This is a genomic window from Xanthomonas sp. SHU 199, assembly GCF_000364665.1.
GTDB lineage: Bacteria > Pseudomonadota > Gammaproteobacteria > Xanthomonadales > Xanthomonadaceae > Xanthomonas_A > Xanthomonas_A sontii.
This window is the reverse complement of sequence record NZ_AQOI01000189.1, coordinates 1-15,428: the sequence shown is the minus strand read 5'-3', so window position 1 is coordinate 15,428 and position 15,428 is coordinate 1. Positions and strand designations below refer to the sequence as shown.

Below are 15,428 nucleotides of genomic sequence, written 5' to 3'. Positions count from 1 at the left end.
TCTGCTGCGCCTGCAGCCCTCGGACTGGCTCCCGGACCACCTGGAACTGCCGGTGCGGGTGCTGGCCGAGGCCGCCACCGCGGGCGTCGTGCAACTTTGGCTACGGTTCGAGACACAGCCGCCGGGCCTGGAAGAGGCCGTGGAACGCCACCTGTTCCGGCTGCACCGCCGGCAGATCGCCGACAGCCGGCGCGCGCGCTGAGCCGGCACACCGCCCCCCGGACCGCCGCGGCGAGGTTGGCGGCGGCGAGCGGCTCGGCTAATGTGCGGCTCTGAATAGAAGGACCTGCACCGTGCGAGTCATCATCGTCGACGATCACACCCTGGTACGCGCCGGCCTGAGCCGGCTGCTGCAGACGTTTGCGGACGTCGACGTGGTCGCCGAGGCCAGCAACGCGCAACAGGCCGTGGACCTGGCCACCCTGCACCGCCCCGACCTGGTGCTGATGGACCTGTCCCTGCCGGGACGCAGCGGCCTGGACGCGCTCACCGACGTGCTGCACAGCTCGCCCAAGACCCGGGTGGTGATGATGTCGATGCACGACGACCCGGTGCATGTGCGCGATGCGCTGGACCGTGGCGCCACCGGCTTCGTGGTCAAGGACGCCGCCCCGCTGGAGCTGGAGCTGGCGTTGCGCGCGGCCAGCGCCAACCAGGTGTTCCTGAGCCCGCAGATCTCCTCCAAGATGATCGCGCCGATGCTCGGCCGCGAGCGCCCGGTCGGCATCGCCGCACTGTCGCCGCGGCAGCGCGAGATCCTGCGCCAGATCGGCCGCGGCCAGAGCAACAAGGAAATCGCCTCGGACCTGGGCATCAGCGTCAAGACCGTCGAGACCCACCGCGCGCGGATGATGGAATCGCTGGGCTGCCGCCGCGCCAACGATCTGGTCCTGCTGGCCGCACGCCACCAGGGCGAGCTGAGCTGAACTGGGGACGGCATCCCGACACGGGACATTGGCATGGCGCTTGCCTTAATCGGTCAGCAGGCGTGACGCTTCCGCCGGACCCCGCTGCATCAGGCATTTCGCCGTCGACTGTCCGGCGCCCACGCGCCGCATGTCGGGAAATCCCTGACACCCTGTCGGGAATTTGACTACCCTACTCAGGAACACCCCGATTCTGTTACCGTCGGGCGACAAGCACTATGCGTTCCACGGGCGCCAGAGGGTTGGCGCCGAACCGAGGAAGTCCGCATGAAGCCGACCGTTTCCGCCCAACTGGGCCAGCAACTGCATCTGACCCCGCAACTGCTGCAGTCGATCCGGCTGCTGCAGCTCGATGGCATGCAACTGGAACTGGAAATCCGCCGCGCACTGGAGACCAATCCATTGCTCGAGCTGGAAGAGCCCGAGGGCGTGATCGAGCCGGTGGTGAAGCACGAGGATGCGGCGCTGGAAACCGCGGCATTCGACGAACTTCCCGAGTCCTCGATGTGGGACATCCCCGCCGCCGGCTGGAACGACGGCGAAGACGACCGCATGCAGCGCATCGCCGCGGGCGAGTCGACCGATCCGCACCTGCGCGTGCTGCAGCGGCTGGCCCTGGAACTGCCGGCGGCGGAACTGGCGGCGGCCGCGTTCTGGCTGGAACACTGCGACGATGCCGGCTACCTGGACGGCGCGCTGGACACCCTGCAGCAACTGGCCAGCGCCCGGCTGGGCCTGTCGGTGGCGCAGGCCGAGGCGGTCCGCCAGCGCCTGCTGCACGGCGACCCGGGTGGCCTGGGCGCCTGCGACCTGCGCGAGTGCCTGCAGGCGCAGCTGAGCGACCTGCCCGGCCGCGTGCCCGGCCGCCACCTGGCCGGGCGCATCCTCGCCGGCGACCTCGACCTGCTCGCCAGCCACGACTACGCCCTGCTCGGTCGCCAGCTCGACGCCGAGACCGACGACGTGCGCGAGGCGGTGCGGCTGATCCTGTCGCTGCAGCCGCGCCCCGGCGACAGCCTGCAGCCGCAGGATCTGGGCCATGTCCTGCCGGACGTGGTGGCCTGGCACGCCGACGGCACCTGGCGTGTCGCGCTGAACCCGGCCACCACCCACCGCGTCACCGTCAACCCGATGCACGAGCGCGCCCTGGCCGAGGCCGGCGACGCCGCGCAGCCACTGCGCGAAATGCTGCAGGAAGCGCGCTGGCTGACCCGCGGCCTGTCGATGCGCTACGAGACCCTGCTGCGCACCACCCGCGCCATCGTCGAGCGCCAGTCGGCGTTCCTGGTCAAGGGCGAGGAAGCGATGGCGCCGCTGACCCTCAAGGAAGTGGCCGAGGCGATCGGCATGCACGAGTCGACCATTTCCCGCATCACCACCGGCAAGTACCTGCAGACCCCGCGCGGCACGTTCGAGCTGAAGCACTTCTTCGCCGTGCGCCTGGAAGGCGCGGCGGTGTCCGGCCAGGCGGTGCGCGCCATGGTCCGGCGCCTGATCGAATCCGAGCCGGCCGGGCGGCCCCTGGCCGACGAGGCCATCGCCGGGCTGCTGTCGCGACAGGGCGTGAACGTGGCAAGGCGCACTGTCGCCAAGTATCGTGAACAATTGGACATCGCTCCCGCACGCGAACGCCGCCGCGGCAGCAAACCGCTGCTGGCCCGTGCGGGCTAAGGAAAAACGACGCATATGAACAAACTGTCCGTGCTTCTGGTCGACGACCACGAAGGTTTCATCAACGCCGCCATGCGCCACTTCCGCAAGCTCGACTGGATGGAAGTGATCGGCAGCGCCGCCAATGGCCTGGAGGCCATCGAGCGGTCCGAGTCGTTGCGCCCGCAGGTGGTGCTGATGGACCTGGCCATGCCCGAGATGGGCGGTCTGCAGGCCACGCGCCTGATCAAGACCCAGGACCAGGCGCCCTACATCGTGATCGCCAGCCATTTCGACGATGCCGAGCACCGCGAGCACGCCATGCGCGCCGGTGCCGACAACTTCGTCAGCAAGCTGTCCTACATCCAGGAAGTGATGCCGATCCTGGAGGGACTTCGGACCGAAGGAGTGCCGGCATGAGCGAATCGCGGATCCTGGTGATCGATGACGACGCGGTGCGCGCCGAGCGGACCGTCAGCCTGCTCGAATTCATGGACCTCAACCCGCGTTGGGTGACCGACGTGGCCGACGTGCAGCCCGGCCGGCATCGGCAGACCGAGTGGATGGCGATCCTGGTCGGCGGGCTCGACGACCAGGATCAGGCCGATGCCTTCTTCGGCTGGGTGGCGCGCAGTTCGCTGCCGCCGCCGGTGCTGCTGCTCAACGGCGATGCGCAGGCCTTCGCGCAGCGCCATGGTCTGCACGAAGCCAACGTGTGGCAGCTGGAAGCGCCACTGCGCCACGCGCAGCTGGAAACCCTGCTGCGCCGTGCCAGCCTCAAGCGCCTGGACGCCGAGCACCAGGCCGGTGCCGCGCAGGACAACGGCCCGACCGGCACCAGCGCCGCGGTGACCCGCCTGCGCCGGCTGATCGACCAGGTCGCCGCCTTCGACACCACCGTGCTGGTACTGGGCGAGTCCGGCACCGGCAAGGAAGTGGTGGCGCGGGCGATCCACCAGCAGTCGCCGCGCCGCGACGGTCCGTTCGTGGCGATCAACTGCGGCGCGATCCCGCCGGATCTGCTGGAAAGCGAACTGTTCGGCCACGAAAAGGGTTCGTTCACCGGCGCGCTGAGCGCGCGCAAGGGCCGTTTCGAGATGGCCGAGGGGGGCACCCTGCTGCTCGACGAGATCGGCGACATGAGCCTGCCGATGCAGGTCAAGTTGTTGCGCGTCCTGCAGGAGCGCAGCTTCGAGCGGGTCGGCGGCAACGTCACGATCCGCTGCAACGTGCGGGTGATCGCCGCGACCCACCGCAACCTGGAAGAACGCATCGCCGGCAACCAGTTCCGCGAGGACCTGTTCTACCGGCTCAACGTGTTCCCGATCGAGATGCCGGCGCTGCGCGAACGCAGCGACGACCTGCCGGCGCTGGTGCACACCATCGCCGCGCAACTGGCGCGGACCGGGCGCGGCGAAGTGCGCTTCTCCGAAGAGGCCTTGCAGGCGCTGCGCAGCTACGAGTGGCCGGGCAACGTGCGCGAGCTGACCAATCTGGTCGAGCGCCTGGCGGTGCTGCACCCGGGCGGCCTGGTGCGGGTGCAGGACCTGCCGGCACGCTACCGCGGCGACTTCGCCTCGTCCATCGACGTCTCGGCCCCGCCGGCGCCGATCGCAACGGATCCGCGGCGGGTACCCAACGTGGTCGACCTGCACGTCGGCGGCAAGCCGGGGACGGACGCGGATGCGCCGGCCCAGGCCGCGGCGACGCTGCCGGAAAGCGGCCTGGACCTGCGCGGGCACATGGCCAACATCGAGCTGGCGCTGATCAACGAGGCGCTGGAGCGCACACAGGGCGTGGTTGCGCATGCGGCGCAACTGCTGGGCCTGCGGCGCACCACCCTGGTCGAGAAGCTGCGCAAGTACGGCATCGACCGCGACCAGACCGAACTGGCGAGCTGAGCCGGCGCACGGCGTCGGGTGCGGCCGCACCCGACGCGCCCCTTGTCCCTCGGAACGCTACGCCCTCTTCCCTTTCCTCGCCACCTGCCGGCCCGACGCGGGCGCTGTCGCGGCGCGCTCGCTCGCGGCGGCCAAGCCAGGTTTCGCCTGCACCGCTTCCCGATCGGCCCTGCCGATAGTGGACAGGCACCTTTGGCATGTGGCTTGCTTCACGTTTCCACAGCACCGGGCGGCACGTTCCGCACCGGGGACTTCCACCCGTCGCCAGGCAGGTCCCATGTCCATCCCCGTCACCAGTCCGCTGCTGCCGCCCCTGGAGGCGTTCGTCCCCTACCTGGAGCAGATCTGGCGCAGCCGCATCCTGACCAACGGCGGCGACATGCACCGCGCACTGGAGAAGGCGCTGGCCGAATATCTGGGGGTCAACCACCTGGCGCTGCTGACCAACGGCACCCTGGCGCTGCTGACCGCGCTGCAGGCGCTGCGCATCACCGGCGAGGTGATCACCACGCCGTACTCGTTCGTCGCCACCGCGCATTCGCTGCTGTGGCGCGGCATCAAGCCGGTGTTCGTGGACATCGATCCGCAGACCATGAACCTGGATCCGCTCAAGATCGAGGCGGCGATCACCCCGCACACCACCGCGATCATGCCGGTGCACTGCTATGGCACGCCTTGCGACACCGCCGCGATCGAGCGCATCGCCGATACCTACAACCTCAAGGTCATCTACGACGCCGCGCATGCGTTCGGGGTCAAGGACGCCGGCGGCTCGATCCTGCGCCACGGCGACCTCAGCGTGCTCAGCTTCCACGCCACCAAAGTGTTCAACACCTTCGAGGGCGGCGCCATCGTCTGCCCGGACGCCAAGACCTACCAGCGCATCAGCCGCCTGAAGAACTTCGGCTTCGTCGACGAGACCACGGTGGTGGCCACCGGCATCAACGGCAAGATGAGCGAGATCAACGCCGCCTTCGGGCTGCTGCAACTGCAGCACATCGATGCCGCACTGGCGCAGCGCGGGGCGATCGACGCGCAGTACCGTCGGCGCCTGGCGCAGGTGCCGGGGATCCGCTGCCTGGCGCCGCGGGAACCGGGACTGTCCAACTACGCCTCGTTCCCGATCCTGGTCGAGGACGCCTTCCCGCTGGTGCGCGACGAACTGCACCGGCTGCTGCGCAGCCACGACATTCTGGTGCGCCGCTATTTCTACCCGCTGATCAGCGACTTCCCGATGTACCGCGGCCTGCCCTCCTCGGCCCCGGCCGGCCTGCCGGTGGCGCGGCAGATGGCCGAGCGCGTGCTGTGCCTGCCGATCTTTCCCGGACTGGCGGCCGAGCAGGTGGACGCCATCGTCGACCTGATCGCCGCGGCGGGCGGCGTCATGCCCGCGTCCGATTCCCGTCGCACCCTGGTCCCTCCCTCCTTCGCCCAACCCGTGGAACCCGCAGCATGAGCCAAGAGACGTTTATCGAGAATTTCCTGTCGGCCACGGATTTCCAGAATCCGGTCGAGGTGACCATGGACACGGTGTTGCGCGAGCTGCCCGAATGGGATTCGCTGGCCGCGCTGGGCGTGATCGTGATGTTCGACATGGAGTACGGCAAGACCATCACCGGCGAGCATCTGGCCGCCGTGGTCACCCTGGGCGATCTCTATCAGCTGACCGAGGCATAGCATGCCGACCTCCACGTTGCACAACGTGCGCTTCGCCGGCATGGCGACCTGCGTGCCCAGGCGCGTCGTCTCCAACCTCACCGATTGCCGGCCGCAGATCCGCTCCGAGCGCGAGCGGCTGGTGCGCAACATCGGCATCCACACCCGGCGCATGGCCGCGGACTGGCAGTGCTTTTCCGATCTGGCCTTCGACGCGGCGCAGGTGCTGCTGGAGCGCCTGCAGTGGCAGCGCGAGGAGGTCGATGCGCTGATCGTGGTCACCCAGTCGCCGGACTATCCGATCCCGGCCACGGCGATCATCCTGCAGGACCGCCTGGGCCTGTCGCACGCCACGGTGGCGTTCGACGTCAACCTGGGCTGCTCGGCCTACCCGTTCGGCATCAACCTGCTCGGCTCGATGATCGCCGCCGGCGGGGTCAAGAAAGGCCTGCTGCTGGTGGGCGACCGCAGCGCCACCTTCGACGATCCGATCTTCTCCGATTCCGGCACCGCCACCGCGCTGGAGTTCAGTGCCGATGCGGCGCCGATGCATTTCGACCTCAACAGCGACGGCAGCGGCTATCGCGCGATCATCCTGCCGGTCGGCGGCCATCGCGAGCCGGTCGGGGTGCAGCATCTCATCCCGTATCGCGCCGACGAGAACGACCACTGGCATCGTGGCGTGGACCTGCGGCTGGACGGCGTGGCGGTGCTGAGCTTCTCCACCCAGCGGGTGCCGCCGGCGGTGCAGAAGCTGCTCGACTACAGCGGCGTGTCCAAGGACGAGATCGACTACTTCGTGTTCCACCAGGCCAACCGGATGATCAACGAGACCATCCGCAAGAAGCTCGGCCTGCCGCCGGAAAAGGTGCCCTCCACCCTGCACGATTTCGGCAACACCAGCGGCGCCTCGCTGCCGGTGACCATGACCGCGCGGATCAACAAGCAACTGGAAGAGAGCCGCAAGCGCGTGCTGCTGTGCGGCTTCGGCATCGGCCTGTCCTGGGGCACCTGTCTGGTCGATATCGACGGCGCGGTGTTCCCCGACCTGATCGAGTCCTGACGATGGCGCCTGTTGCAACGACCGATGCCTTCGGGCTGCAGGGCAAGACCATCCTGGTGACCGGTGCCTCTTCGGGCATCGGCGCAGCCGTGGCCGCGCTGTGCGCGCGCCTGGGTGCGACGCTGGTCCTCAACGGACGCGATGCGGAACGTCTGCAGGCGGTCGCCGCGGCGCTCCCTGGCGAGGGCCACCGTAGCGTCGTCGGCGACCTCACCGAGGACGCCACCCGCACGGCCCTGCTGGAAGCGGCCGAGCGCTACCACGGCCTGGCCTCGTGCGCCGGCATCGCCGCGCTGGTGCCGTTCCGGATGGCCGCCGAGAAGCACCTGCAGCAGATGCTGTCGGTGAACTACCTGGCGCCGGTCATCCTGACCCAGCAGTTGCTGGCCAAGCGCCGGCTGCACGAGGGCGCCTCGCTGGTCTACGTCTCGGCGCTGACCGCGCGCGCGGCGCCGCAGGCCAGCGCCGGCTACGCCGGGTCCAAGGCCGCGCTGGAGGCCGCGGTACGCTCCTTCGCGCTGGAACAGGCCCGGCACCGCATCCGCGCCAACTGCATCGCTCCAGGCTACGTCGACACGCCGATGCTGAGCAGGCTCGGCAGCACCGCGGACATGGACGACAAGATCGCCCTGACCCCGCTGGGCCGCATCGACCCGGCCGACGTCGCCAATGGCGCGGTCTACCTGCTGTCCGACGCCAGCCGCTGGATCACCCGCAGCACCCTGACCATCGACGGCGGGCTGTCCCTGCCGATCCGCCTATGAGCCCGGAGACCCCCATGTCCGTTGCGGAAACGCCCGCCGCGCTGCTGCAGACGCTGTACGGCGTGCACGGCAAGCGCATCCTGGTGACCGGCGCCTCCAAAGGTATCGGCGAGGCGGTCGCCAAGGCCTGCGCCGGCGCCGGCGCACGCCTGCTCGTCGCCGGTCGCGACGTTGATCGACTGCAGGCCCTGCTCGACGCCTTGCCAGGCGACGACCACCGCCTGTTCGCCGGCGACCTGTGCGACGCCGCCACCGTGCAGCGCCTGGCCGCCGAGAGCGGGCCGCTGGACGGCGTGGTGCACAGCGCCGGCATCCGCGGCCTGTCGCCGATGAAGCTGGTCAGCGAGCGCTTCCTCACCGAGGTGATGACGATCAACTACGTGGCGCCGACGATGCTGACCCGCCACCTGCTTGCGCGGCAGGCGCTGCGCCCCGGCGGCTCCATCGTGTTCCTCGCCTCGATCGCCGCGCTGACCGGCACCGTCGGCGTCGGCCCCTACGCCGGCTCCAAGGCGGCACTGATCGGCATGCTGCGGCCGTTGGCGCTGGAACTGGCACGGCGCCAGATCCGCGCCAACGCGCTGTGCCCAGGTCTGGTCGAGACCACCCTGATCAACGAGGACAAGGCCTGGTTCGAGGAGAGCCGCAAGCGCTATCCGCTGGGCATCGGCGACCCCGAGGACGTGGCCCTGGCCTGCCTGTACTTCCTCTCCGACGCCAGCAGCAAGGTCACCGGCCAGGCCTTCAGCATGGACGGCGGCGTGGAGTTCGCATGAGCGCTGCGCCTCCGCAACATGTGCTGATCGTCGGTGCCGGCGGTTTCGGCCGCGGCGTCGCGGCGATGGCCTGCAACGACGATCCAGGCCATGGCCAGGCCTGGGACATCAAGGGTTTCCTGGACAGCCGCAGCGCGCTCGGCGCCGGCCTGCGCTGGCCGCTGCTCGGCGACCCGGACACCTACCAGCCGGTGCCCGGCGACCTGTTCGTCTGCGCGCTCGGCGATCCGGCCGCGCGCCGCCGCTACAGCCAGCCGTTGCTGGCGCGCGGCGCCGACTTCATGGTGCTGCGGCCACGCCTGCGCGAGGCCTCGGAGACGCCGATTGGGCGCGGCAGCCTGTTCGAGGTCGGCGTGTCGATCGGCGCCGACAGCCGCATCGGCGAATTCGTCACCATCCTCGCCACCACCATCGTCGGCCACGACGTGGTGATCGGCGACTATGTGCAGATCGGCAACTTCGTGTTCGTCGGCGGCGGCGCGCGCATCGGCCACGATGTGGTCATCCACCCGCATGCCACCATCCTGCCCGGCATCGCGATCGGCGACGGCGCGGTGATCGGCGCCGGCAGCGTGGTGGTCAAGGACGTGCCGCCCAACGTCACCGTCGCCGGAAATCCGGCACGGACCATCTTCAGCCGTTGACCCCGCACCCAGGACGCCGTTCGGCATGACCCGCCACGCCCTCGACGCCGAGCACTACATCAGCCCGCACAGCCTGCGCCTGGAACAACAGCGCCTGTTCGGCACGCTGTGGATCTTCGCCGGCTTCGCCTCGATGGTGCGCGAGCGCAATCAGTTCTTCGCGCGCCAGGTGGCCGGGGTGCCGGTGCTGGTGCAGCGCACCGAGGCCGGCATCCGCGCATTCCTCAACCAGTGTCCGCACCGGCAATCGGCCATCCAGACCGAATCGCACGGCAAGCGCCCGCTGGTGTGCCCGTACCACGCCTGGTCGTTCGGCGCCGAGGGCGAGCTGCGCGGGCTGCCCAACTCCGGCCTGTACCAGTTCACTGCCGAGGAGAAGGCCGGCATCTGCCTGACCAGGCTGCATGTGCAGCAGGTCGGCGAACTGCTGTTCGTGAACATGGCCGAGCACCCGCTGCCGCTGGAGGAGCAGTTCGAGACGGCCTTCCTGGAGGATCTGCGCGCGGCGGCATCGCACGTGGATTCGCAGCTGATCTACAGCTGCCACCGGGTGCGCTACAACTGGAAGCTCAACATGGAGAACGTGAAGGATTACAACCATATCCCGTTCATCCATCCCAAGACCTTCAACCCGTTGATGACCGCCGCGCCCAAGCCCTCGGCGCATGTCGAGCGCCCCGCCGAGGTGCCCTCGGTGGTGGAACAACTGCTGCAGGGCGGCGCGCCGGTGCCACTTCAGGCGCTGAGCTTCCCGGCCAAGGCCGAGATCGCGGTGCAGGATCACTGGTATCGGCCACTGTGCGAGCGCTACGGCGAGGACTCGGCGTTCTACAACTGGTTCCTGTATCCGAACGTGAACTTCTACAGCGTGCGCGGCGACTCCTTCGTGCTGCAGCAATACGACCCGGTCTCGCCGCACGAGACCGATTACCACCTGTGGGTCGCCACCGCCCGGCGGAAAAGCGAGCGGACCGATTTCACCGCCCTGTTGAGCACGCTGATGCGCATCGAGCACCAGGTGATCGCCGAGGACACGGCGGTGCTGGAACGCCTGCAGGCTGGGTTCGGCCCGCATTCGCGCTCCTTCATGCATGGCGACTACGAGACCGAGCTGGTGCGCCAGCACCTGTGGTACCGCGCCAATGTGCTGGAGCAACCGGCATGAAGACGCTGGTGCTGATCGGCCAGGGCCATGCGCTGGAGCAGGCGCAACGCACCGCACAGGCCTGCGGCCTGGCGCACGTGGGCATCGCCCTGGAGTCGCCTGACCGCTACAACTTCGACCTGGGCGCCCTGCACGCCAGCCATGCGCCCGCCGCGACCGACGTGTTCGTCGCGATGGACGAGCGCGCAGTCAACCAGTCGCGGCACAAGTTGCTGGCCGACGTGCGCCTGGCGGGCTACGGCAGCGTCGATCTGGTGTGGCCGCAGTCGCATGTCGACGACGGCGTGCGCCTGCTCGGCAACGTACACGTTGGACCGGGCTGCAACCTCGCGGCCGGCAGCAGCATCGGCGCCGGCAGCTGGCTGGAACGGCAGGTGATCGTCGAACAGGACGTCCGTGTCGGCGCCTGCGTCACCCTGCATGCCGGCGTCCACCTCGGCCGCGGCACCCAGATCGGCCAGGGCAGCACCCTGGGCGGCGGCAGTATGACCCGCAGCGACGCGAAGATCGGCCGGCACTGCGAATGGCTGCTGCCCGGCACCGTGCCGGACATGCTGCCGGACCGCTGCTTCTACGACGCGCTGATGCCTGGCGGCGCCCGCATCCTGCGTTGATGCAGGCGCGCGCGAACGCGCGAGTCGCGGTGCCGTTCAACGATACGTTCCGCCAGTGACGGAAGTGGCGTCGCTGTGCCGACGTCTCCGATTCACTTTGCCAAAAGCGGCGCCACGTGCGACAGCACGCCGGGCTGGGATGCATGCACGCTTCCGGCGCAACAGGCTTCGCTAGGATCGCTCACGGGCGGCAATCGCCGCGCGGCCTGATCGCGCTACCACGCGACATGCCCCTCTTATCCGTCTTTCCAGCATTCGCACGCCTCCTTTCGCGTGCCCTTTCGAGTGGACCCATGACCGACCACATGGCCGCGCGTCAGCGCGAAGCCGACCTGATCGATGCCTGCAAGCGCGCCGGCGGCGCGATCTTCCTGGCCCCCAGTTCCAGTCTCGGCGGTCTGTACGCGGCCCGCGCCGCCGCGCTGTTGGCCGAGCGCGTCCCTGGCATCCGCATCGTCGCCCTGGACGATGTGTTTCACGAACGCCGCATCACCGATGCGGGCTTCGACGACGTGCGCCCGACAGCGACCTTCCTGCGCGACCCGGACCTGGCCGGGTTGCCCACGATCAACTGCGCCTACATGCCGACCGCATGGCTGCACTTCGATCAACTGCAGCGCCTGGGCAGCGGTCGCCGCGTCGATCTGCCGCAGTTGATGTACGCCCTGGACATTCCGCTGGTGTATCAGAGCGGACAGGTGACACGCGAACAGACGCTTGCGCACGCCGCGCAGTTCGACGCGATGCGCGGCCGCTTCGCCGATGCACTGAGCGAGCGTACGCTGGACGCGATCCTGCAGATGCGCATGGACGGCGACCGGCGGCCGCTGCTGGACGTCCTGTGCCCGATGGAGCAGGAGTACTACTCGGTGTATTCGGCCGTAGAGCATCCGCTACGCATTGGTGCGGGCGAACACTACGTGGATATCGGCGCCTATCGCGGCGACACGGTCAAGAAGTTTCGTGCGGCATCGCGCCACCGCTACGCCGCCATCCATGCCTTCGAGCCGGATCCGGAGAACTTCGCCGCCCTGCAGCAAGGGCTGGCAGACGATGACGGCCGCACGACCCTGTACAACGCCGCCGTCAGCGATGTCGCCGGGCCGGTGGCGTTCGACGCACGGGGCACCATGGGCAGCCGGATCGACGGCAGCGGCGCCGCGCGCGTGGACGGCGTGCGCCTGGACGATCTGATCGAAGAGGTCAGTGTCCTGAAGATGGATGTGGAAGGCGCCGAGGCCAGGGTGCTGCGCGGCGGCGCGGCGCTGATCGGGCGCTGCCGGCCGCGCATGGCCATCACCTGCTACCACCATGCGCTCGACCTGCTGGACATCGTCGCCGAACTCGACCGGATCCTACCGGACGCCAAGCTGCGCCTGCGTCAGTATGCTTTCTATTTCTACGACACCGTGCTCTACGTCGAATGACACGGCGATGCGCAGCGGCGCGATTGAGTCGCTCGGAGATCGCGCGGTCGCACCCTGCGGGTCTACCCGGCGCCGTTCAAGCGTAACTGAGCTACATCACCCATAGATGACGCGCCAGGCGGTCGTCGCGCTCGATCCTCCTCCGAGCGATGCGCAGGGCAGTACCGGTTGCTTGAGGCGATGGCGGCAAAGGGCAAAGCAGGCGATGCCAGCGATTGGAAAGGGTGTGCCTGTGTAACGTAACCCAGGCAACACCCCGCAAACGCGCCAGAAACGGCAAAAACTGAGGACCCGAGCGCCGTAAGCTTTTCCGAATGGCGTTGATCAGACCATCTTCAAAGGCCACCCAATGTCATAAGAAAATTAAAATCATTCAACGTACCAGCGCATGGCATACGTATATTTCGTATTCGACAGCAACTCCCCGTTCGAAACTCGGATATTTGCTTGAACAAACTGACCTGACGTATTAAGCAAAAAGTGCGCAGAATATGCAGGATTGCTCACAGCACCGAATTGCGAACCCATTGCCACATTCATTGACAAGTCCTGATCGCTCGAACACACCACGGCTTGCGACGAATCCAGCCTCAGCGAGGTATTCGTGCATAGCAAACCCCATACATGCTCCGGATTATTGTTTGGCGCCGTAATCAAAACTCTCACACTTGCCCCAGAATCCACCGCGGTGCGCAAGGTTTGCAGCGATCCGGACGATATGTTCCCGTTTGAATCGGTCGCGTAAACCAATGTCCATGCCTGCGCAGATCCGGCAGCCAAAGCGAGTGTGGCGATCGCTGCAATTTTACCAATGATCATTATTCCCCCTGTCGTTCAGTTGAAATTTCTCCGAAAAACTGCCATGAGCTGATCGTGCAAGCATGCCATGCAGCGCCCCATGCGAGCAGCCTCGCAAGCAGCATCAGGAGCGATGCGACTCATTGCGATGGAGCCCACGGATCGATCCTAGCAAAAATTTTTTTCAGAAAAATAGACCGCTTGCGACACATTCACTTCGATCAATAACATTAACAAGAAGCTCATGTAATCTCTCAGCAGGCTGTTCATCCGCGGCCGATCTGGAAGATGGGGTTACTAAGCCAACCCAGCCCCCGGAGCCCAGGATGGACCTGCATAAACATGCGGTTTGAGCCCGCGAGGTCGAGCATTGCTGGTGGACCGTATCCTGGTGCAGGGTTTGCGCGTGGCGGCGGCGGCGTATGCGGCAGGGGTCAGCGTGCGCACGGCCTACAAGTGGCTCAGGCGATTCAAGGAAGAAGGGACGCCAGGGCTGATGGATCGCCCCTCGCGGCCACGTCGTTGCCCGCACGCCACCCCGTAGCCCATTGTCGATCAGGTACTTGAGCAACGCCGCTGCCGGCAAAACTACCGTCAGATTGACTGGCAGCTTCGAGCGTGTTCTAACCGAAAATGGTGCCTGCTACGAATCCCGTCGCTTCCGCGGCCTGGTACGCAGGCTCGGCATGCGTCACCTGCGCACCAAGCCCTATACCCCGCGTACCAACGGCAAAGCCGAGCGACTCGCACAGACCAGCCTGGGCGAATGGACCTACGCGCGGCCTTACCTCAACTCCCAACAGCGCGCCGATGCCTTCCCCGACTGGGCACACCACGACAACTGGCAGCGCCCTCACGCCAGCCTCGGATACCTGCCGCCCATCTCCCGTATCCCAATGAACAACGTAGTGGGTTTACACACAGTGGATACGCCCAACCCGTCGGCGCGGACCGCGGCAAACATCTATCGGCATGCTTATTGCATCATCAGGGGATTGCTCCGCTCGATCGCGACTGCGCTCGCTGCCGAATCCGCCCCCCTTCGACACGGTCCATCGTTCATGCCCCACCCGCCCCTGGTCAGCGTGGTCATGCCGGCCTACAAGCTGCGCTACTTCGAGCAGGCGCTCGACAGCGTGCTGGCCCAGACCTATCCGGCGCTGGAACTGGTCATCTGCGACGACAACCCCACCGAGGCGATCGCCGAGGTGGTGGAACGCCGCGCCGCGATGGCCCCGTTCCCGATCCGCTACCACCGCAATCCGGAGCGCTACGGCGAACTCGGCAGCACCGCGCGCGCCATCGCCCTGGCCCAGGGCGAGTACGTGAAGTTCCTGCACGACGACGACGTGCTGGCGCCGGACTGCGTCGCCGCGCTGGTCGCGGCGATGCAGAGTGCACCGGACGTCCTGCTGGCGTCCTCGCGCCGCCAGCGCATCGACAGCCACGGCGCGCCGCTGGAGGACATCCCGGCGACCGCCTTCCCGTTCGCCGGCGACGTGCTGCTGGACGGGCCGGAGTTGCTGTCGTTCCTGGCCGACCACACCATCAACTTCGTCGGCGAGCCCAGCTGCGTGCTGTGCCGGCGCAGCGACCTGCTGGAGATCGGCGACGAGCTGATGACGCTGGCCGGCAAGGTCATCAACTGGGTCGGCGACCTGGCGCTGTATGCCAAGCTGCTGCACCGCGGCCACCTGGCGCTGCTGGCAAAGCCGCTGACCCGCTTCCGGGTGTCGGAGGAACAGTACAGCCAGGCCGGCCGCGACCAGCCCGGCATCGGCGACCAGGGCCATGCCAACTTCCGCCAGGGCGTGCGCGCGATGGGCTGGTACCGCGGCGATGGCGACGTCCGCCAGGTCACGGTGACGCCGCTGGGCGGCGGCCCCGGCACGCCGGTGGACCTGCTGCAGGCGATCCAGGACGCCTACGCGCGGGTCTGCGTACAGGCGACGCTGCGCGACTGGCAGGCGCGGCGGACGGTGACGCCGGCGCAACGCGACCTCCTCGACGCGCGCCTGGACGCCCTCGGCGGCGCGCCGCGGCT

Annotated in this window: 16 protein-coding genes and 1 pseudogene; 16 read left to right on the top strand and 1 reads right to left on the bottom strand. The window is 67.8% G+C overall.

Features of this window, described 5'->3' with window-relative positions; all coding sequences use genetic code 11:
• From D183_RS0107945 to D183_RS0107880, 14 genes are all read left to right on the top strand, one after another.
• A partial coding sequence (locus D183_RS0107945; protein ID WP_017908535.1) for a PilZ domain-containing protein occupies positions 1-202 on the top strand: 202 nt, incomplete at its 5' end.
• A gap of 91 nt (positions 203-293) precedes the next feature.
• Complete coding sequence (locus tag D183_RS0107940; RefSeq protein ID WP_017908534.1) at positions 294-926, top strand: response regulator; 633 nt, start codon at positions 294-296, stop codon at positions 924-926.
• Between the two features lie 267 nt (positions 927-1,193).
• Positions 1,194-2,597, top strand: coding sequence for an RNA polymerase factor sigma-54 (rpoN, locus tag D183_RS0107935; RefSeq protein ID WP_017908533.1), 1,404 nt, complete (start codon positions 1,194-1,196; stop codon positions 2,595-2,597).
• Between the two features lie 15 nt (positions 2,598-2,612).
• Positions 2,613-2,996, top strand: coding sequence for a response regulator (locus D183_RS0107930; protein WP_010341669.1), 384 nt, complete (start codon positions 2,613-2,615; stop codon positions 2,994-2,996).
• Positions 2,993-4,477, top strand: coding sequence for a sigma-54 dependent transcriptional regulator (locus D183_RS0107925; protein WP_017908532.1), 1,485 nt, complete (start codon positions 2,993-2,995; stop codon positions 4,475-4,477). Before D183_RS0107930 ends, D183_RS0107925 begins: the two co-directional genes overlap by 4 nt.
• A gap of 277 nt (positions 4,478-4,754) precedes the next feature.
• On the top strand, positions 4,755-5,933 hold the full coding sequence (locus D183_RS0107920; protein WP_017908531.1) for a DegT/DnrJ/EryC1/StrS family aminotransferase: 1,179 nt from the start codon (positions 4,755-4,757) through the stop codon (positions 5,931-5,933).
• Positions 5,930-6,154: an acyl carrier protein gene (locus tag D183_RS0107915; protein ID WP_017908530.1), complete on the top strand. Its 225-nt coding sequence runs from the start codon at positions 5,930-5,932 to the stop codon at positions 6,152-6,154. Before D183_RS0107920 ends, D183_RS0107915 begins: the two co-directional genes overlap by 4 nt.
• 1 nt (position 6,155) lies before the next feature.
• Positions 6,156-7,196 (top strand): ketoacyl-ACP synthase III, encoded by a 1,041-nt coding sequence (locus tag D183_RS0107910; RefSeq protein ID WP_017908529.1) that lies wholly within the window; start codon positions 6,156-6,158, stop codon positions 7,194-7,196.
• A gap of 2 nt (positions 7,197-7,198) precedes the next feature.
• Entirely contained in the window at positions 7,199-7,960 is a 762-nt protein-coding gene (locus tag D183_RS0107905; protein WP_017908528.1) for an SDR family NAD(P)-dependent oxidoreductase, read from the top strand.
• A 14-nt stretch (positions 7,961-7,974) separates the two neighbouring features.
• Complete coding sequence (locus D183_RS0107900) at positions 7,975-8,736, top strand: SDR family NAD(P)-dependent oxidoreductase (RefSeq protein WP_017908527.1); 762 nt, start codon at positions 7,975-7,977, stop codon at positions 8,734-8,736.
• Positions 8,733-9,380 carry a NeuD/PglB/VioB family sugar acetyltransferase gene (locus D183_RS0107895; RefSeq protein ID WP_026144293.1) on the top strand — a complete coding sequence of 216 codons (648 nt, stop codon included), beginning with the start codon at positions 8,733-8,735 and terminating at the stop codon, positions 9,378-9,380. Before D183_RS0107900 ends, D183_RS0107895 begins: the two co-directional genes overlap by 4 nt.
• A gap of 25 nt (positions 9,381-9,405) precedes the next feature.
• The gene (locus D183_RS0107890) at positions 9,406-10,545 is read left to right on the top strand and encodes an aromatic ring-hydroxylating oxygenase subunit alpha (protein WP_017908525.1); all 1,140 of its coding nucleotides are present in this window, start codon (positions 9,406-9,408) and stop codon (positions 10,543-10,545) included.
• Positions 10,542-11,159, top strand: coding sequence for an acetyltransferase (locus D183_RS0107885; protein WP_017908524.1), 618 nt, complete (start codon positions 10,542-10,544; stop codon positions 11,157-11,159). Before D183_RS0107890 ends, D183_RS0107885 begins: the two co-directional genes overlap by 4 nt.
• A gap of 143 nt (positions 11,160-11,302) precedes the next feature.
• Positions 11,303-12,586 carry an FkbM family methyltransferase gene (locus D183_RS0107880; RefSeq protein WP_232757236.1) on the top strand — a complete coding sequence of 428 codons (1,284 nt, stop codon included), beginning with the start codon at positions 11,303-11,305 and terminating at the stop codon, positions 12,584-12,586.
• A gap of 369 nt (positions 12,587-12,955) precedes the next feature.
• Here D183_RS0107880 and D183_RS27395 read toward each other — a convergent pair whose 3' ends face one another.
• Positions 12,956-13,405: a hypothetical protein gene (locus tag D183_RS27395; protein WP_152239298.1), complete on the bottom strand. Its 450-nt coding sequence runs from the start codon at positions 13,403-13,405 to the stop codon at positions 12,956-12,958.
• 305 nt (positions 13,406-13,710) lie between these two features.
• Here D183_RS27395 and D183_RS26390 point away from each other — a divergent pair.
• Both D183_RS26390 and D183_RS24260 read left to right on the top strand, forming a co-directional pair.
• Positions 13,711-14,307: pseudogene (locus D183_RS26390) on the top strand (leucine zipper domain-containing protein); the annotation flags it as partial.
• A 168-nt stretch (positions 14,308-14,475) separates the two neighbouring features.
• On the top strand, positions 14,476-15,428 hold a 953-nt coding region (locus tag D183_RS24260; RefSeq protein ID WP_232757237.1), incomplete at its 3' end, for a glycosyltransferase family 2 protein.